Source organism: Bacillus hominis, from assembly GCF_030348325.1.
Lineage (GTDB): Bacteria > Bacillota > Bacilli > Bacillales > Bacillaceae_G > Bacillus_A > Bacillus_A hominis.
In genome coordinates this window covers 20,331-39,488 of the sequence record NZ_JAUCFS010000003.1, presented here as the reverse complement: position 1 = coordinate 39,488, position 19,158 = coordinate 20,331, and the positions used below count along the sequence as shown (strand labels likewise).

Below are 19,158 nucleotides of genomic sequence, written 5' to 3'. Positions count from 1 at the left end.
CTAACTATTTATTAACAACCACACCGGAGTGTAGGATTGCTCTTCTCAATTTGTTTAATTTTCTCTGTTTGGTCTGGTACATGTGCTAAAATATCTTCTAAAAGCGTGTATAAATCACTTGCTTGATTTAAAGAATAATAAATCCACTGACCTCTACGCTCTTCCTGCACTAAACCTAAATCCTTTAACTTTCGAAGATGTTGACTGATAGAAGGTTGACTCATATCAAATACTTCAAGAAGTTCACAGACACAGCATTCACGTTGTTTAAGGATTGATACAATTGTTAATCTTGTTTTATCTCCTAATAGTTTCAGTAATTGGGATGCTCTTGTTACCTCTACAACTGTTTTTTCCATATCCACACCTACCTCATTATAATTACATAAGCATATGCTTATATGTTGTGTAAAAATAAAATGTATTATTCCTTCAAGTTACTTTATTCTTACTTTCGAAATAAGTATATAACTATTTACTTATATGTTCAACTAAAAACTCTCACCTTTACAGAATCTTTACACTGAATTTCCTTATTTAAAATTTGTACTCTTTTTCTTATCCCAAAAGATATAAATGATAAATCCTATAGGTCCTGTTAAAAAGATAAATATTAACCATATCAGAAAATGCTGCTTACTAATTTTATTTTTCTGATATTCGAGCGTAACATATGTACACATAAGAATAATCAAAAGATATATACCTACAATGAACAATTGATCTAACAAGCCTGTCCCCTCATTCTTTTTAATAAATAATTCTTAAGCACTTTTTAAAATCATATCATAAGTAAATAATTATATGTCTATACAAAAGGTAGTTCAGCTTACAAATACGCTAAGAGGCTAATAAAGCAAAAGAATATAACATATATCATTTAGTTGTTTTTCTAAATTACATTGATAGATACTAATAAATTTTTCAGTTGATTTCTAAAATAGAAAATCGTAACCAACTACATACTAAAGGTATTTACATATTCATTGCATCTAATGTGTAAATACCTTTACCTTTTAAACTGCTGATACAACGTTATTTATTCTACAGATAATAATTTCTCCATAATCATCACATCAACACGTTCCCCATCCATTACACCCTGCTTTTCAAACACTCCTACTTCACGATAACCCATTTTACGATATAAGCCTTGACCTAGATTATTAAAAGAAAAAGTAAACAAAACAAATTTATAGAATTCATTTTGCTGTCCGGTCTTTTCTAAAGCTAAAAGTAACTTCTGTCCCAAACCTTTTCCACGATATTCTCTCTTTATGTATATAGATAGTTCCCCTACACCACGATAAGCGCATCGATGACTATATGGATTAATGGAAGCCCAACCGACAATATGAGAATTCTCTTCCATGACAATTACCGAATATCTTTTTTCTCGTTGAAATAGCCATTCCATCACATATGTATCTGTTTTTATTTCTGTCTCTAAAGTCGCAATACGATCCTCGATACCCTCATTATAAATAGTCATAATTTCTTGTAGATCTTGTTCAATTGCTTTTCTAATCTCCACACTTATCTCTCCCTTATACCCCTTATTCACCTCATATTTTTAAGTAGCTTATTAGCTTTCTCACAACAAATTTAGCATCTGATTCAACTCCCCTTAATGTCGCGGAAGAAAACGAACGCTGACCTTCTAAACCAACATAATACACCCCTTGGACTTCTGTACTTACACCAGCTATTTGTAAAGGTTTCCCTTCTGAGTCCAGTGCTCCAATAGCATTGAAGTAAGAGAGATTAGGATGATAGCCCGTTGCAAAAATGACCGTATCGATTGGCTCCTTCTTCCCATCCGGCCAAACTACACCATCAGTGTAAAAAGATGTAAACATAGGCTTTTGATCTGGATTCTCCCTAGCTAATCGTTCCTTGTAATCACCTAAATCGATGACTCCACCTGAACTCGGTGCGTTTTTTCCAAATCTCCAAAACGGAAAGGTATCTATGTCTAATACCTTAAGCCAAAAATGTAAATCCTTCCCCCACACTTTTTGTTTCATGAGTTGAACAGGCTTTCGTACAGCTAAAGATACTCTACTTACATCGGCCAGTTCAAGCGCAATTTGGACAGCTGAATTTCTCCGCCCCACCACCACTACTCTTTGATTGATATAATGATTCGGACTCCGATACATAGCGGAATGTATAATATTCCCCTTGAATTTCTCTTGATCCTTTATTATCGGATTAAACGGACTGTGGAAAGAGCCAGTTGCATTTATAATAGTTCTAGTCAGAAATGTCTTTCCAGAGACTGTTTGAACTTTAAATATTTCATCTTCTCTTTCTACAGATTCAACTCGCTGATTTGTCATTACTGGCAGTTGGAATTTTTCCGCGTAATTTTGCAAGTAATCAATTACTTCATTTCGCGTAGGATAATCATCAGGATGCGCTGGGAATTTCATTCCAGGTAACGATGAAAAGCGTGCCGGAGAAAACAATTTCAGACTATCATAATAGCGAGGCCAAGATCCTGCAGTCTGTTCACTCGCTTCTAATATTAAAAATTGTAATCCCTTTTTTTGAAGGTGATAACCGGATGCAAGACCAGCCTGCCCTCCTCCGATTACAATGGAATCTAATATTTCTTTCATCTTTATTCCACCTTTTGATTTTATTTGCATTTTGCAACTAATAAAGAAAAGGAATTATTTCTCTGAGAACTTACAGCATACATTGAATTCGATATCGATGCGCTCAACGATAAAACGATGACAGTCTCTAAATTCATTAATATATGAGAAAATTCCATGTGAATATTCATTTACTTGTCAATCAATTGTCCGTGCTGCATAAGCCCTTTTGAAATGTATTTAATTAGGTTGCTTCAATTCCTGATAAGCTTCAAAGAAGTTCTTATAAGTTTCCTCTCCTAAACTATTAACTTGGAGTCCAAACATACGTTGAAAAAGATAATCTTTTGCTTTTTCAACGTTACATTGGTGGGCATTCATTATTAATCGCATATAGGATAAAAAATAACTCTTTTTCAAATTACCTGCATGATTAATAATCATTTCATTGTGTTCTCCTTTCAAACTTAATTATTCTGTAAGGAGATGTAATATAAATTACTACTCCTTACAGGTACTTTTCTTAAGAACACGAATCTGTTCCACAACATGAATCATTTACCTTGTTAGAACTTAAATTTACGCTACAAACACCAGTCTCGGGCAAATCAAGTTCAACTTTCCCTGCCGATTCATAGTCTCCTATAAGATATGCGATGATAGATCTAACCTGTTCATAACCTGTTGCCATTAGAAATGTCGGTGCCCTACCATAACTCTTTGAACCTACAATGTAGAAGTCTTTTTCCGGTTGGCGAAGTTCTTTTTCACCATGAGGTCGAACTGTACCACAGCTATGCAAATTAGGATCAATAAGTGGTGCTAATGTTGCTACACTTTCAGTAGCAGAATCTATAGAAGTACGTATTTCACTTATTATAGATAAGTTAGGATGATTACCCGTATTTACAATCATCTCATGAACATCATTAATTTTTATTTCTTGTTCTTCTTGATGACCTACAATGTCCATTCCATCTTTTGTTCTAACTACGTGTTGAATTTTATATGGTGTGATTACTTCCACACTCCCTTCATCAACTAATTGATGAATACGGCTACCTAAGGCACCACGTGCTTCAAGAGCATCTTTTTCCTCTCCACCATAGGCTTCTTCCGCACGTTGTTTCCTCATGATCCAAACAATATTAGTTTTTGGATTGGATTCTTTTAATGTAGCTAACTCTAATAAAGCATTGATTGCGGAATGACCACTTCCAACAACGGCTACTCGCTTATTTGCATATCGTTTTTGCTCTTTTCCTAAAATATCTGGAATTCCATAAAAAATATGCTCGTTAAGGGATTGTTCTTCTTTCAACCAAATACCATTAGAATTTGCCGGATTCGGATTTCCCCACGTACCTGAAGCATCTAACACCGCTCTAGCTTCATAAATTTGAAGTACACCTTCTTTTTCTGTATAGATCATGAATGGCATTTTTTCACGATCCGCTGTTTTCATTTTATCTGTATCTTTCCTACCTATAGATAGTACTTTAGTATTCAAATGGATAAATGGTTTAATTTCTGGAAGGTTCGCAAGCGGCTGTAAGTATTGTTCTACAATTTCTTTTCCTGTTGGTAATGCTTTTATGTCTGGTGATTCCCAACCATGCTGTTCAAGGAGATCCAAAGCAGCTTTATCTATGTTATATTGCCAAGATGAGAATAGTCGCACATGACCCCATGTAAGAATGTTTGATCCTATATTTTCTCCAGCTTCTAATAAGATAAATGATTCACCATTTTTGGCTAAATGTGCAGCTGCCGCTAAACCTACAGGACCTCCCCCAATAATGACAACTGGTAATTTTTTTAATCTCTGCACATCAGTATTGTTTTTTAGTGTCTGATTGTCAGTTCCACAACAATCTTGTACTTTAAATGAAAGTTGAATAGGTTTCATAAAAAATCCCCCTTATTTTCTCTAAATTTATAAGTGTAAAGTTTTAATTTAATTATTTTAATCAAAAAAAGTTGATTTAAAAACCGGAACGAATAATTAGGTCTAATCATCTCTCAAAAGCTATATTAATCAAAAAAAATTGATTTAAATTATATTAAAATGCTCTTTCGTCCCAACCAAAATTATGACATAGGACGAAATATACAGCATAATTGCTCAGATAATAGTGCGTCTACTTCTTTTTTATTAATGTTATAGTAACTCCATGTTCCTTTTGTTTCTTTCGTAATAAGGTTCGCATCAAGTAAAAGTTTTAAATGATATGAAAGTTTTGATTGTGGTAATTCAAGAACACCAGTTAAATCACATACACAAGTTTCTCCACGCTGACACAATTCGTACAAAATGTGTAACCTTTTTTGATCTGCCAATGCTTTAAACTTCTTTTCATACGTTTCAAAGGTTTGGGTAGTTGATTGAGTGTACAATTTAATTTCTTTCATGGTAATTTCCTTTCATCAATTTTTTTTGATATTTATAATATATACGCATTTCATTACTTTTACAACTAATAAATCAAAAAAAATTGATTTATTAGTTGTAAAAAGTATTTAGTTTGTAAAGGTATACCTTGACAAACATTTACGTATTGTCTATGCAACGTTAAAAAATCACGTTTGTAAAGATATATTTATTTAATTTATAAACGTTTATTTTTAATAAATACCTTTATAAACGAAAGTGATATAATTATAGTAACAAATATAAGGGGAGTACCAAAATTGACTAATATTTATGGATATATACGTGTAAGTACAAAAGATCAAAATGAACAACGTCAATTACATAAGATGATGGAACGAGGGGTGGAAGCCCGACGTATTTTTGTCGACAAAGCAAGTGGACGACATTTTGATCGTCCTCAGTATCAATTATTACGAAAAATATTGAATACAGGTGACATTGTTTACATAGATGCCTTAGATCGTATGGGGCGTAATTATGACGAAGTAATCGCAGAGTGGAAATACATCACTAGAGAATTACAAGCAAATATTGTTGTTTTAGAAAATGAAACGCTGTTTGATAGTCGTAAGTTCCGTGAGATGGGGGATATGGGACGTTTAATGGAAGATCAATTTTTATCTTTGCTTTCCTATGTTGCGGATCAAGAACGGAAAAAGATTCGTCAGCGACAAGCTGAAGGTATTGCAGTTGCTAAATCTCAAGGTAAGCATTTAGGGCGTCCTCCATTTAACCTTTCAGCATTAAGCCAAAAGCAACTAATTATAATAGAAGGAACTTATGCAAAGTGGAAAAAAAGAGAAATAACGAGCGTTAGATTTATGGAACTATTAGAACTTAAGAAAAATACTTTTTATAAGATACTAAAAGAATATGAAGAGAACAAATTACAACCTAAATAAAGCAAATGAGCCGAATATTCCTTAGAGTAGGAAATTCAGCTCATTTTATGTCGAAATTTGCTTAGCGTATATTTTCGTTAAAATGTGGGCGGTACCCCATGCCCATCAACTTAAGAAAAATAAACGCCCCAAAAACGAAAAAAATGAGCTAACTTCTCAAATTAACTACCTGTAGAAAAAGAAAATTTTCGTTTAGGGGGTACTTCAAAACCTTAGCTTGATGGCGATGGGGCGGTACCCCTATTTGGGTAGAAATAAATAAAGCATCATAAACAATCGTTTATGGTATCTGACAAAGGAATTATAAATGTAACTTTAGTTCCTATATTTACCTTAGAGTCAATCGTAATTTTTATGCCTAGCTTGGAACAAAGCTTTTCACATAGATATAAGCCCATACCTGTACTTTTACTAAATCTTCTACCATTTTCACCTGTAAATCCTTTTTCAAACACTCTATTTATATCCTTATCTACGATCCCTACTCCATTATCTTCTATAGTTAACACGACTGAGTTGGCTTTCTTAACTGAATATATGCTGATCATGGGCGTTTCACTGTTTGCATATTTTACAGCGTTCCCTATTATCTGATTGAGCATAAACTCGAGCCATTTTCCATCACTATATACAATTTCGTTGATATCTTTTATATCTAGTTTGATTTTCTTATGAATGAAATCCCTATAATTTCTTTTCACGACATTCCTTACTGCATCATTTAGATGAATGGGTTTGATAATGTAGTCTTTGCTTACATTGTTACTTCGGGAATAATACAACACCTGTTCTACAAATCCCTCAATCCTATCGATTTGGAGGTCTATTTTATTTGTTAATTCATTTTGATTATTTTCAATAATTAGCTTTGTAGAAGCAATTGGAGTTTTAATCTCATGCACCCATGTTTCTATATACTCCCTATAATCTGCCTGCATATCTTTGTAGTATTTCACTTTCTCATGCATATCTCTACTTACCGGCTTCAGTATATGGTTTAGTTTTTCCCCATGGATAAAATGAGCTTCCTTTATTACTTCTGGAAGTAGGTATTTCTTATCTAAACTTTCTAATATGCTGTCAACTTCATCATAATATGCTTTAGCCTGTATACACTCTAAAGCCATATACGAAAATAAGGGGAAAAACCAAATACAAAACACAAAGAATATGAGAAGGGCATGAAAATCCATCATAACCATCACAACTAATAATATAAAAAATAACAGCAAATTCGATATAATTACTACCACTTTGTCTTTAATAAATTCAGCTATACTCATGGCATGATATACCCCAATCCCCTTCTTGTTTCAATTGGGTTTTCGATTCCAATCTCCTCAAGCTTTTTTCGTAATCTAGTAATATTCACAGTTAGAGTACTGTCATCTACAAAATAATCTGACTTCCACAAGTGTTCCATAAGGAACTCCCTTTTTACAATATTCCCCTTATTGTTTATTAAATAGGAAAGGATTTTTACTTCATTTTTCGTTAACTCTATCGCTTGGTCTTTATATATAACGGTTGCATTGGAAAGATTTAAATTGAAACCCATGTAACTTAACATATTACTCGCCTTCGGGCTTCCATAGGTTCTTTTCAAGATATTCGTTATCCTTGCTAATAATATTTCTGTATTATAGGGCTTTGTAATAAAATCATCTGCCCCTAAGTTCATACTCATTAATTCATCTACTTCATTGTCCCTACTTGTAACTATTATAATTGGAACATCTGAATTTTTACGTATTTCTCTACATATATAATATCCATCGAACACAGGAAGATTTATGTCTAGCAATATAAGGTCTGCATTTTCGTTTTCAACATACTGCATGATATTACTATAATCTATAGGAGCTTTTACATCGTATCCATATCTTTGTAAAAAGTTTTGTAATTCTTCTCTAATCACTTCATCATCTTCAATAATCATAATTTTTTTCATATAATTCCCCCTTCGATCTATTTCACCTTCCATTATATTATCCCTAATGTTTTATATAAATATACAGCTATATTTAACTACTAAATATGAAAGTACATATTTAGTTTTATTAGGAATTTTCACCTGTCAAATTCTTGATTATGTTAAAGAGGTATCTACTTTTCAGTAAATACCTCTTTACATGAATGCTTATTTATTATTTAACATTTAACTTTGCTTTCACTTTTTCAGGTAATTGTTCCGCTGTTACCTCTTTATATGAGTTTATATCATTTGAGTCTTTATTCAAGGGTTTAAATACATCAACAGCAAGATATGCATTTACTTTCAGCTTTTTTTTAGCCCAAAATTTCACAGGAACCTCATTTCCGTTTTTATCATATGCCATTAGATTATAATCAACGAATCCAGTCGAAGGGTTCACAATTCCTGATTTACTATTTTCTGTTATTTTAACGTAACACTTTTCATACTTCAGTTTATTATAACAGTACCAACCTCCAACTGCTGCGAATAACAGTCCACTTAAAATACTTAAAACAATTAGCGTTTTTTTCAAAATAATCACCTTTTACTTCTATTAGTTTTACTGCTGAATTTTACTAAAACCTTGTCTACAATTAATCTCTTTATAAATTACTCTTAACAATATTTTTATATCCTATATATGTTGTAAAGAAATATCCTACATACACTATAATAAGTATGAAAGCGGTCATTAGCGCTGGAAGAGTAATATCTAGTTTATACACATTACTTATCATGTCACTCATCATCTTAATTCCCACCACTGAGTGAATCAATGCAAGAATAACCGGAAGACTAAAATATATGCAAGTTTGCATAAAAATTGTTTTGTTAATCATTCTTTCGTTTGCACCTATTCTCTTTAAGGCTTTATATCTTTCTATACTATCACTGGCCTCTGATAATTGTTGAAGAGCTAATACAGCCATGCTAGTAATTAAGAACACGATTCCAATATATATTCCGATATACAGCACCATAACTGTGGATGCCTTGGATTCTGAGTATGTTTGATCCTTTGATACCCCCAGTGGGATACCTCTATCCCGATATCCAGCCGTAAAAAAGTCATCGGCGATTTTATCATATTTTTTATTATATTCTTCTCTGTTTTTATCTAAATAATTTACATTAAATACTGACATACGAATCTTATAACCTGATAAAAATTCATCATTTATAATGATTGTACATACATTATCCGTAAAACCACTAGTAGTATGAAGATTTTCTTCTATAACTTTAGTGTTTTTTACCAAGTATTCTTTTCCTTTAATATTAAGTTTATTACTGTCTTTCAATTTTTTATTAAATGGTTGAACTATTGGACTTTTATCTGATGAGATTAAAACCTCATCCTTATTTAAATTTATTTCTTTTTCACCCTTTAATTGGAGAATTTTATTATAATCAGATACCTTAACAAAGCTTACGTTAAATGGTTGAAGCTTTTTATCTCGAGATTTCAACAATTCTCCTACGCTTAACGCTGCATCATATTCATTGTAAACTATATATTTTTCATTTTTACTTATTTTAGATTTAATCTTATTTAACGTATCTTCGTGGTTATTTTGACCATCATTGTACAACCTTACACTAGCATCAAAAGGCGTTACTTGTTTAAGTCCTTCTTCAGTAGCTTGTTTAAAACTTATTCCAGTAGACAATATCCCTATTGTAAGAAATAACATTAAACAAATGAGAGACATGGATAAAAAATTCGTATTCACCTTACTATTTATTTGTTTAATTATAAAAATATTTAGCTCTTTTAAATATACCTTTTTATTTTTCTTTACTATATACAAGATGAATCCAGATAAACTAAAGAAAAATAATACTGTACCTAAAATTCCAAGGATTATTGTTAGCAGGAGCATAGGATCATCTATATTGAAGCCTATCTTCAGGATTGTTTTATATGCATAGCCAAGTGAGATTACGCATAAAACAAATACTATTAGATATATAATAGGATTTTTAAACTTTACCTCTTCATTTTTCTTACTTGCTGTTAACAAATCAATGATCTTGTATTTAGAAATAACAAATACATTAAAGATTATAACAAGTAAGAACATGATACCAAAGTACAATATTGTCTTACCTATAGCACCTATCGAAACTGCAAATTTATATTCATTCATTGGTAAATCGAATAGCTTTAAAGTCAAGCCAGATAAGGCTTGCGATGCTGCAATCCCTAGTATAAGTCCGCTAATTAAAGATATAACTCCAACTATTATGGTCTCTGTTACTAATATGCTAGATATTCTTCTTTTTCCCATACCTAAGGTCATATAAATTCCTAATTCTTTTTTACGTTTCTTTATTAAAAAATTACTCGCATATAATATAAGACTTCCTAATATGATGGATACAAATACTGATATACCAGCCAATGCACTAGTTAACGTTTTTATATATGATGAACCTGTATACTTCAGTTCAGTAAGCGCCTTTTGTGACTCTATTGAATTAAAGCTATAAAATATACAAACAGCTAATGTTAGTGTTAAGAAATATATAGCATAATCCTTAAAACTCTTCTTTACATTACTTACGGCAATCTTAGAGTACATTATTATCATCACCTCCAAGTAGTGTGATCACCTCGATAATTTTATTAAAGAATTCTTTTCGAGAATCATTTCCTCTTACTAACTCATTAAAGATTTTCCCATCTTTAATAAAAAGGATTCTACGAGCATAGCTAGCTGTAAAGGCATCATGCGTAACCATAAGAATTGTTGTCTTTAAATCTTTATTTAGACTCTCAAATCTTTCCAGTAATAATCTAGATGATTTAGAATCCAATGCTCCGGTTGGTTCATCCGCAAGGACTAAGGATGGATCTGTCACGATTGCTCTTGCTGACGCAACCCTTTGTTTTTGTCCACCTGACATCTGATAAGGATATTTGTTTAAAACTTCTTCAATCTCTAAATACTTTGCTACTGCTTTTATTTTCCCATCTATTTCTGAAATTTTTTCACCTTTAATTGTTAACGCTAAAGCAATATTTTCATATGCTGTAAGAGTATCTAATAGGTTAAAATCCTGAAATATAAAGCCTAACTCATTTCGTCTAAATTTATCTAATGCTTTTGACTTTAACCTAGTGATGTCACTATTATTGATGATTATTTTTCCTATAGTAACATTATCAATAGTTGATATACAGTTAAGAAGCGTCGTTTTACCACTTCCTGAAGGTCCCATGATTCCAACGAATTCCCCTTCATCTACTTTAAAGCTAATATTATCAATCGCCTTTGTTACGTTATCTTTATTTCCATAATACTTTTCAATTTTTTCAACACTTAATATGCTTTTCATTTGTAGCACTCCTTTTGGTAACGCTCCTTTTTTGGGCTTCGTCTTATGCAACTAATTTTATCCGGTTATATTTGTAGTATCGATGGAACTACATTACATTAACATTACATTTTCGTAATGTTTCACAAAAGAAACCCTCGACTCATGAATAAGCCGAGGGAAAAATAATGAAAGAGAATTTTGTTTTAGGCACAGTTCCTAAGTAGAAACTGTATTTGAGTTAATATTTTGGGCATTGGCTCTATTGTATTGACGGTCTTTCTTTATTGCTTTTCAAAAAATTTAAGTGTGTGCGATAAAATTACATCTTTCTATTTTTTTATATCCACTTATATCTGTTTATATACGTCTGCATATGCCACTTTTAGTTGATTCCGTAATTGTTTGTTTTCTTCTTCAACTTTCTTGATTCTTCGCTTCAACGATTCAATAATTACGTCTTTGTTTCTATCACTTATCTCACGTTTTATCTGTTTCCGTGTAGACGTTTGTGCCTGTTGTTGGTATTGACCAGCAAAATAGCGCTGTCATATGTACCGATGCTTTTTACAATAAGATGACACTTCGATTTTCTAATATAATAGACGTAAAATAGAATAGATTTAAGTGATCAGGTTTGAATTGTTATAAAGGAGTGTATAAAATGCAAGGGAATCAGACTAGAAAGAATACAGCAAGAACAGTTATTCATAATGATATAAATAACTATCCCTATTTAAATATACCTATGATTATTAATGAAAAAGATGGAATGATTTACGAGGTTTTAAGCGCTGGTTTCCATAATAATGATGCAGTAGCAATGATCACAACGGACGGTTTCGCTACTACTAGGATAAATACACCGATTGTTTCAGTAAAAAACAATGATGGTAGCATTCAATTATACCGCTTACCTTTAGAACTTGAATATTGGGTACTTTCTTGTATGCGTACTGCTTCAACAGGGGAAAATCCATTCCCCTGTAAAGTTGCTTTTGGAATAATTGATACTAAATTTCATGTGGAATTCAAATGAAAAGGAGTAATATTTTTTTGCTTCTTTTGTTGTTTTAGAATAAAGTTTGTTCAAATTAATTTGCGTACAAGAGTTTAAAATAGAAAATGATATTTAGCATTTTTCCGAGTGCATAAATGCATATGCAAATTCTGAAGATGATCCAATTAATTATAAGGACCCTACAAGGAATTAGAAGTTTTTAAAACAATTCGATAATCGGCAAGATTATCTTTTATCCCCTTAATAGGTTTTTTTTGCGTACATCTTAATATAAATTTATCTCAAAATTCGAAAGTAAACTTTTACATATTAGTTTACTTTCAGTTTCATCAATAAGAAAAACCACAGCAATCGCTGTGGTTTTGACCAAAACTATATTGTAAATGCTCATAGCATTGTATGTTGGATTTCAATTGTAAGTTCCAATATAAACTAATAGATATTAGTTTATATTCAAATTCCCATAAACATTGACTTCACAACAAAACCCCTGATATCCTCAAAACACATAACAAAAGTATACATTCGAAACGGCATAACAAAGGAGTTTAATCCCTCATAAAAAAAGATGAGTATCTCATCACTATTGAGATACTCATCCAAAGAAAGCATAAATTAACTATTAGTATTTAGCTCCTTCCTGAATTTCTTTATAAAAAACGCCATTATTAACGTACTAATTCCTATACTTAAACCAAGTAATTGATCTAACGAAATTACATCACGAAAAATCCAACGTATAATAAATCCCACACCAAATACTAATACAAGTAACAAACCAAAATATTTTAGTCCTCCATATACATCTTCCATACCCAAACCCCTTTTAACTTCATAATCGAATTACAATATATCGTAGTATTTAAATAAATTACCTACATCAGTTAATCTTGGTTTGTAAAAAAGTTTGATTAAAACTAATATAGAAGTCTAATTTTTATATACATAAAATATTTTATACTTTACGCTCTTTAAAAAAGTTAGACGCAATGAAACAAGCTATTCCAGCAATAAGAACACTAAATGATAATACCTTATTTGTATTTTCAAACTGTATAATATCTGTAATCACATTAAGCATAATTAGTCCCCAAACAAATAAAATCGGCCCGAAAAAAAGTAATATTTTCCCTAATAATGAACGTTTTTTCATAATCTCCCACCTTTCCTATATATAAATTCTATCATAATTTTAATTGGTAATTTCTAGTTTTAGGGGTAATTTTCCAGGTCGTGATTAAATTATTTCATTCCATTTTTGTATAAACAGTTGTAGCTTTGAAATAAAGTTTAATCAAAAATACTTCACAATCCCAAGTTTTACGATAAATAAAAAAAATCCATTTTGAAAAGAGATTGATCAAAATGGATTCTTCTTTAGCAGATTTTTGTTTTGGCTTTATAAAAAAGTTTGATCATTTTCTGCCTGTATTGCTCCATAATCGCGCCCGATTATTCTCTAAAAAGTGAATAGTTTCTATTAAACTTTCTTAATATACTCATACACTTCTTTAGGTTTTATATTAAGCAGGTGAGCAATTTCTGTTATTTTTTTCCTTCTTTCTTCATCTTTTTTACTTTTGTCTCCAATGTTTGCTCGTATTCTTCTGCAATATCAAATAATGGACTCAATAAAGAGTGCCATATTTCAAAATCTGCAAATTTATTTTTTTCCAAAAACTTATTTAGCAATGTTTTTAATTCTCTACTTTGTATAATTCTTTTTCCTTCTAACACTTGTTTCTCAGTAAGAAAATTACCTATATCTTTTATAAAATTGATAAATGAGTCCATAGAATCTGCAAGGAAACCGCCAACACCCCAACTGTCCATTCCGTGCATTAATGAAGATATAGGGTATCCATCCTCATTTAAATCAATAATAATTGGATCTCCACACATAGTTTCATATGCAATAACAATCCAATTTGCATCCCAAGTATCTTCCTCATCGGTTACAAGGGAGTTTCCATCGGTGTCAATGCTATATCCTACTTGAAATTCTTCTAATTGTTCAAAAGAAAATATATCAAAATTTACATATTCTCTAATTTTTTCATGTTCTAAGTTAATAAGTTCTAAATTCCTCTTAATTTCTACTTTTTGTTGATAAGAATTAAATTTTATCATTGTCATTTTTACTACATCCCTATTCATACTTTATATTTATTCTTTTTTATCTGTTTTTTTACTAAAAACCTAAGGCAAGAATATTAATAAATGATATTGTTATTTTTTCTTTGCCTCATATAAAGATTCTGTATTTGGAAAATGTTTTTTAAACACTTTCACAATTTTATTATCACAAAGATATATCTTTGCTGTATTCCCTATAGCTATTGTAATTTATTTTCTCTCCTTAAAATAAACTACAATAATGCCCTATACTTTACCTAATAAATTCGATGTAATTATTGTAAAATCCTTTTGCTATTAAACTGCCCCTTTAGTTAAATAAAAAAGATCCTGTAAAACAGGATCTAAACAAACTTTAGAACATCGCAACATTCTTTAAAACGTCGCGACTTTATTATAAACATCGTATCTTTTTTAGAAACATCGTGACTTTATTTCAAATCGACAACAGTATGACTTTGTTTTAAGTCGATAGTTAACATAACCCCACTTATCAGCAGTCAATCTATCTAGAAACCTAGAAAAAGTCCCTTCGGTTCTTCTGAAGGGACTTTTCGTTCACATAATGTGTTTATGAGTCATTGGGTGACGTGAAACTTCTTGGCAGACAAAGACAAACCTGCTATGTGGGTTGAGTGTATAGCTGATGAACAGAACAGAGAATACATCAAGCAAATCAAGCATCTATTTCATCTTGTAGATTCAGCTTGTTCAGTTCCCAAATTTACAGCGTATCATCCCATGAACTTTGACCATCGTAGGATATACCATGCTGATTTTTTGCCATTTTCATGGGGTCCTCGTGAGAAAGTGTAAAGACCATCTTGGGTTTCTCATCCTTAATGTACAAGATGTAAACTGTATCATGGATCAGATCTATTGGCTGACCCGGGATTTTTTCAAGGCGCATCGTACCCTTCGTTTTCACCATTGTATAGTGGGGATTGAGGGGAATTTCTTCAACTGGGATCGTTTGGACAAATTGAAAACCAAGGGAATGTAGGTATGCCTGACTTTTTTCAGTCCCTGTCAGATAGTCCTCTTTCGAAACAGAGGGAGGACAAAACACGGCTCAAACTTATTGGGGATCTGAGGTAGCTAAGAACTTAGGGATTGGATCAAGTACTTTGCGTAAATATTACCTTACCCTGGAGGAAGCCGGGTATCCTTTTGAGCGCGGCAATAATAATTCTAGAATTTTTTATCATAAAGACGTAGCAACTATAGAACGACTAGTAACAGCTATGAACAAAAAGAACGTAACGCTAGAACAGGCTATAAATCTAGCAATGATAAGTGTTGAAGGAAATGAGATAGCAACTATTGCTATAGATCGTGTAGCGGATACAGAACACATAAAGGTATTAACGGAACGTATAGAACGATTAGAACAACTTAATGTAGAGTTAATTCAAAGATAGGGTCAGTAGAGTAAAATTTTACAAGAGACTGATGCGCAAAGAATAATAAGGGAAGAACAAAGAGATAGTCAATTAATGCAAGTATTAAGAGAAATACAAGAGAGTAAGCGCCTAATAGCATCTGCAGAACAGAAGAAATCATTCTGGAATCGTTTATTTGGTAAGTAAATTTAAATAAAACATTAGAATAGAAATATAGCATATATAGAATAAAGGAATGCGGTATAGGTTAATATATAAGGATTTCCTTGCTATAATTAATTTAATTTTATTAGGGGGTAATAATCATTGAAAGACATTTATGAATTATTAAATTTAGTAATTGATGATCAAGAAGTATCTGTAGATTATTTAGAAGTTACTGAATCAGAAAAAATCAAAGTGAAAAATGAATTAAAGAAAATATTAATGGATAATAATGATAGTAATTAATATTTGTAATTTGTTTGATCTAAATAAAGAATCCTGACGACAAAACATAAAAATTATACGCTAAGGAACTTTTTGTTAGTTAAAACCACAAATAGGGAATGCAGTATAGATCAGTTTACAAGCATTCCCTTATAATTGTTTTACTTAATTAGTTTTTATGTTAGTTTTAAATTTTAAATATTCTGTATTTTATTGATAAAAATATTTATATATTACATATTTTCCAAATATTTGATATTCTTTAAAGGTAGTAAATTACAAATATTAGGAGGAATATTAATGCTTAAAAAAGGGATTTTATCATTAAGTTTATGTACAGCTGTTCTAGCTGTACCTGTAAGTAGTTTTGCAGCAGAAAATGAATTACCAGTTCAGTCATCTGAATCAAAAGTTATTTCAACTGAATATGGATATACTAGTGCTTCGGATAATTTGAAACCTATTACTAAAGAGGATAAACCACAATATAATATGTCACAAAATGTGGCTGGTGGTGTTTGGACATACGGTCAAAAATTAAATTGGCAACTAAAACAAGCCCAGTTTTCTAATTTTAATACAAATGATTGGGTACATAGATCAACAGCTATGGCAAATGATGACTATTGGAAAACTGAGTGGAAGAGTAGAGGTGTTCCTGCCAATTCTATTACAGATTATTTTTGGACTTTAAATACGTATAGATCTTATTATGATATTATGCAATAAAAATAATATTATTTAATAGAAAGAGAGAGTATATGAAAAAAATCCTATTTAGTTTGTATCTAGTGATTTCTTTACTCTCTTTTTTTGTATTTGTTGATTTGATTTCTACTGATCAGGAGAAATCAATGAAGCAATCAGGAAAAGAGACTAGTTTTGTATTCACTATGAACCCAAAAGTTTTAGATATTGAAGAAGAAAAGTTTTTATCAATATTGTATGATGCATCTAATCGTTACAAAGCTAATATATACAAACCCTTTTATTCTGATGAATCTTCAGTAGAGTATGTTTATTTAACACATAATGTAAATTCTTATTTTTCGAATTTTATTTTATTAAATGGATATTTTCCTAAGGATACTAAAGTTGATGATTTTAATCTTTCTACTTCAGAGAATAAGTTAACAACAGGAAAATTATTCTCTTATAAGAAGGAAGTAAATTTTACTATTAAACCATTAAAAGAATTGTTCAAAGATAATAAACCATCATCAGGAAAATATATTGTATCTTTAAAAAATAAAAATCATATAGAACCGTTTATAGATGTTATAGAAAGAAAATTAGGGATAACTATAGATTATTCCGATTACGAAGTTCAGTCGCCTATTGGTTTATTTTGGTTAAAAATAGTTCCTATCATTATATTATTTGTTTTATCCGTATTAACAACTGTGTATTATTATTTTTTAGAATATAAAAATTCCGCGATTCGATTATTAAATGGATATGGAACTTTTGATATTTGGAAGAAATATTTTTATGAGGTATTTATTTTGTATTTCTTGGCTGTTCTTTCTTCTACTGTTGTAGTGGCAATTGTAAAAGCAGGGGATTTGATATTTACTTCATATTGGTTAAAATTAATAATTACATATTTCCAGTATCAGTTAATAGCTGGAATAATTTTATGTTTTGTTATGTCTTATCCTTTTATACGGGTAAAGAAAATATCTATTTCTTCAAGTATAAAAAATATGAAACCATTAAAACAGATACAATTTGTAAATTTTTTAACAAAAACGGTTTTCTCTATAATTATGTTATATTTACTTTTTGTTTCTTGTATTTCTTTATCTGATTTGTATAGATATTCTCAGGTAAACATGAATCAATGGGAAAAAATAAAAACATATGGAATAATGCCTACTAAAGCTCTTGGTCCAAATGGAAATAATCCACGAGCTGTTTTAGAAATGTTTGATAAACAATATAAACTATTTAAATATACAAATGATCGAGGGGCTATTTTAATAAAAGTTTCTGATGATTACAAAGCAAAACAACATGGAGTATCTGTTCCCGGATCTTCAATGTATAGTGAAAATACAATTATGATAAACAATAATTATTTAAAATTAAATGGAATAAAAACAATTGATAATAAATTAGTTCAAATTGATGAGAATAGTGAAGAATTAACAGTTTTAGTCCCTGAAAAATATAAAAGTGAAGAAAAAGAGCTAAAACAGTATTTAGATGATATATATTATTTTCAAAAATATGAAGTGAAAAATAGTTTTTTAAAAGCTATAGGAGAGAAACAAATATTAGAAGAAAATAAGCAAATACATATTGTTTGGGTAAAAAATAATCAATATTATTTTACTTTTTCTACTGAAAATGCGAAAGATACAAATAATCGTATTTATGATGGTATCGGGATTGTGTTAACAAATAAAAATGGGAATGAAGGAGCATGGTATGATACAGCTGTTGGAAGTGACGGTTATTTTATAAAATTGACGGATAAAAAGGTACCTTATAATAGTATTAAAAATATAATTAATGAATTGGGCTTACAAAATTTTTATCCTGTGCTTTATAATGCCTACGATGTTACTGATACCTATATTCAAGAAAATTTAAAGATTATGTATAAATATATATTCGCTCTTCTAATAATTTCGCTTGTTTATTTATTAGTCAGCTTTTTTACAACGATGAATTACTTAGAACAATATAAATATAAGCATGTAGTTCAAACAATTAACGGATATTCTTATTTCGATAAGCACAAATTGTATTTGTTGTTTACAAATGTTATTTGGTTATTGATTATTATTTGTTCTTTAATAATAGAGAACTATTTATTTGGATTTTTTACTTTTATTTTATTTGTGTTAGAAAATATTATTACCTATCTAGTTTTAAAACGAAACGAAGGAAAAAAAATGTTAAGGATTATAAAAGAGGGATGAT

Annotated in this window: 18 protein-coding genes and 5 pseudogenes; 7 read left to right on the top strand and 16 right to left on the bottom strand. The window is 30.6% G+C overall.

The features are described from left to right. Window positions 1-11 precede the first annotated feature (11 nt). The 6 genes from QUF93_RS00605 to QUF93_RS00580 form a co-directional block, all read right to left on the bottom strand. The gene (locus QUF93_RS00605; RefSeq protein ID WP_088232987.1) at window positions 12-359 is read right to left on the bottom strand and encodes an ArsR/SmtB family transcription factor; all 348 of its coding nucleotides are present in this window, start codon (window positions 357-359) and stop codon (window positions 12-14) included. Between the two features lie 680 nt (window positions 360-1,039). Continuing rightward, window positions 1,040-1,534, bottom strand: a complete 495-nt coding sequence (locus QUF93_RS00600; RefSeq protein WP_289361060.1) for an arsinothricin resistance N-acetyltransferase ArsN1 family A — start codon at window positions 1,532-1,534, stop codon at window positions 1,040-1,042. Between the two features lie 31 nt (window positions 1,535-1,565). Continuing rightward, window positions 1,566-2,624, bottom strand: a complete 1,059-nt coding sequence (locus QUF93_RS00595) for a flavin-containing monooxygenase (RefSeq protein ID WP_289375104.1) — start codon at window positions 2,622-2,624, stop codon at window positions 1,566-1,568. A 219-nt stretch (window positions 2,625-2,843) separates the two neighbouring features. After that, a complete protein-coding gene (locus tag QUF93_RS00590) occupies window positions 2,844-3,047 on the bottom strand; it encodes a hypothetical protein (protein WP_289361058.1) in 204 nt (67 codons plus the stop codon). Between the two features lie 79 nt (window positions 3,048-3,126). Further along, window positions 3,127-4,512: an FAD-dependent oxidoreductase gene (locus QUF93_RS00585; protein ID WP_289361057.1), complete on the bottom strand. Its 1,386-nt coding sequence runs from the start codon at window positions 4,510-4,512 to the stop codon at window positions 3,127-3,129. Window positions 4,513-4,694: 182 nt separating this feature from the next. After that, on the bottom strand, window positions 4,695-5,015 hold the full coding sequence (locus QUF93_RS00580) for an ArsR/SmtB family transcription factor (RefSeq protein ID WP_002202396.1): 321 nt from the start codon (window positions 5,013-5,015) through the stop codon (window positions 4,695-4,697). A 249-nt stretch (window positions 5,016-5,264) separates the two neighbouring features. Here QUF93_RS00580 and QUF93_RS00575 point away from each other — a divergent pair, with 249 nt between their 5' ends. Next, window positions 5,265-5,939, top strand: a complete 675-nt coding sequence (locus tag QUF93_RS00575) for a recombinase family protein (RefSeq protein ID WP_289361224.1) — start codon at window positions 5,265-5,267, stop codon at window positions 5,937-5,939. Between the two features lie 266 nt (window positions 5,940-6,205). Here the strand turns inward: QUF93_RS00575 and QUF93_RS00570 are convergent, their stop codons facing one another. From QUF93_RS00570 to QUF93_RS00545, 6 genes and pseudogenes are all read right to left on the bottom strand, one after another. After that, window positions 6,206-7,222, bottom strand: a complete 1,017-nt coding sequence (locus tag QUF93_RS00570; RefSeq protein WP_289375102.1) for a sensor histidine kinase — start codon at window positions 7,220-7,222, stop codon at window positions 6,206-6,208. Continuing rightward, window positions 7,219-7,890 (bottom strand): response regulator transcription factor, encoded by a 672-nt coding sequence (locus tag QUF93_RS00565; RefSeq protein WP_289361055.1) that lies wholly within the window; start codon window positions 7,888-7,890, stop codon window positions 7,219-7,221. Before QUF93_RS00565 ends, QUF93_RS00570 begins: the two co-directional genes overlap by 4 nt. Before the next feature lie 196 nt (window positions 7,891-8,086). After that, window positions 8,087-8,458, bottom strand: a complete 372-nt coding sequence (locus QUF93_RS00560; protein WP_289361054.1) for a YxeA family protein — start codon at window positions 8,456-8,458, stop codon at window positions 8,087-8,089. 61 nt (window positions 8,459-8,519) lie between these two features. Next, window positions 8,520-10,502, bottom strand: a complete 1,983-nt coding sequence (locus QUF93_RS00555) for an ABC transporter permease (protein ID WP_289361053.1) — start codon at window positions 10,500-10,502, stop codon at window positions 8,520-8,522. Further along, entirely contained in the window at window positions 10,492-11,259 is a 768-nt protein-coding gene (locus QUF93_RS00550; RefSeq protein ID WP_289361052.1) for an ABC transporter ATP-binding protein, read from the bottom strand. The genes QUF93_RS00555 and QUF93_RS00550 overlap by 11 nt, the downstream gene beginning before the upstream one ends. A gap of 329 nt (window positions 11,260-11,588) precedes the next feature. Then, window positions 11,589-11,762: pseudogene (locus tag QUF93_RS00545) on the bottom strand (DUF6262 family protein); the annotation flags it as partial. Between QUF93_RS00545 and QUF93_RS28955 the strand changes: the two are divergent. Both QUF93_RS28955 and QUF93_RS00540 read left to right on the top strand, forming a co-directional pair. After that, window positions 11,744-11,854: pseudogene (locus QUF93_RS28955) on the top strand (YolD-like family protein); the annotation flags it as partial. The pseudogenes QUF93_RS00545 and QUF93_RS28955 sit on opposite strands and share 19 nt — an antisense overlap. Before the next feature lie 48 nt (window positions 11,855-11,902). Then, window positions 11,903-12,277 (top strand): hypothetical protein, encoded by a 375-nt coding sequence (locus tag QUF93_RS00540; protein ID WP_289361051.1) that lies wholly within the window; start codon window positions 11,903-11,905, stop codon window positions 12,275-12,277. A 597-nt stretch (window positions 12,278-12,874) separates the two neighbouring features. Here the strand turns inward: QUF93_RS00540 and QUF93_RS00535 are convergent. From QUF93_RS00535 to QUF93_RS00520, 4 genes and pseudogenes are all read right to left on the bottom strand, one after another. Continuing rightward, window positions 12,875-13,072, bottom strand: a complete 198-nt coding sequence (locus tag QUF93_RS00535) for a hypothetical protein (RefSeq protein ID WP_289375100.1) — start codon at window positions 13,070-13,072, stop codon at window positions 12,875-12,877. Between the two features lie 142 nt (window positions 13,073-13,214). Next, window positions 13,215-13,412 carry a hypothetical protein gene (locus QUF93_RS00530; protein WP_048376245.1) on the bottom strand — a complete coding sequence of 66 codons (198 nt, stop codon included), beginning with the start codon at window positions 13,410-13,412 and terminating at the stop codon, window positions 13,215-13,217. Window positions 13,413-13,739: 327 nt separating this feature from the next. Further along, window positions 13,740-14,395: pseudogene (locus QUF93_RS00525) on the bottom strand (SMI1/KNR4 family protein). Window positions 14,396-14,491: 96 nt separating this feature from the next. Beyond that, window positions 14,492-14,605, bottom strand: a pseudogene (locus QUF93_RS00520) (aminoglycoside phosphotransferase); the annotation flags it as partial. Window positions 14,606-15,507: 902 nt separating this feature from the next. Here QUF93_RS00520 and QUF93_RS00515 point away from each other — a divergent pair. The 4 genes and pseudogenes from QUF93_RS00515 (at window position 15,508) to QUF93_RS00500 (ending at window position 19,157) form a co-directional block, all read left to right on the top strand. Next, window positions 15,508-15,984: pseudogene (locus QUF93_RS00515) on the top strand (DUF3967 domain-containing protein). A gap of 120 nt (window positions 15,985-16,104) precedes the next feature. After that, the gene (locus QUF93_RS00510) at window positions 16,105-16,248 is read left to right on the top strand and encodes a hypothetical protein (RefSeq protein ID WP_221784302.1); all 144 of its coding nucleotides are present in this window, start codon (window positions 16,105-16,107) and stop codon (window positions 16,246-16,248) included. Between the two features lie 279 nt (window positions 16,249-16,527). Further along, window positions 16,528-16,956 carry a hypothetical protein gene (locus QUF93_RS00505; RefSeq protein WP_289361049.1) on the top strand — a complete coding sequence of 143 codons (429 nt, stop codon included), beginning with the start codon at window positions 16,528-16,530 and terminating at the stop codon, window positions 16,954-16,956. A gap of 32 nt (window positions 16,957-16,988) precedes the next feature. Continuing rightward, on the top strand, window positions 16,989-19,157 hold the full coding sequence (locus QUF93_RS00500; RefSeq protein ID WP_289361048.1) for a DUF1430 domain-containing protein: 2,169 nt from the start codon (window positions 16,989-16,991) through the stop codon (window positions 19,155-19,157). Window position 19,158 lies beyond the last annotated feature (1 nt).